This window comes from Desulfocurvus sp. DL1XJH-121 (assembly GCF_054819825.1).
Map to the genome: position 1 here is coordinate 1 of NZ_JBTVWW010000154.1, position 251 is coordinate 251.

At 63.3% G+C, this 251-nt stretch carries 1 protein-coding gene; it reads right to left on the minus strand.

Translation table 11 applies throughout. The annotated features are described in order from the left end of the window. The coding region (locus ACYYG1_RS17695) for a hypothetical protein (protein WP_461211644.1) at positions 1 to 251 on the minus strand (251 nt) is incomplete at both ends.

Genomic DNA, 251 nt, shown 5'->3' on the forward strand with positions numbered 1-251 from the left:
TGCTCGCCACGCTCGACGCACAGGCGCAGTAGTCGTTCGCCGGTTTCCATGAAGGCGCGGCGATTGCCCACGCCGGTCAGCGGGTCGCTCAGAGCGGCGCTGCGGAACTGCAACTCGGCCCGCTCCTTGACCATCGCCAGAGTGGCAAACGCGATGCCGATAGCAAAGAGCATGGTCTCGAAGACCAGAAAGGTGAAGAACGTCGAGCCCTGGCCATTGTTCGACACGCTCTCGAACGGCATGCCACGGTC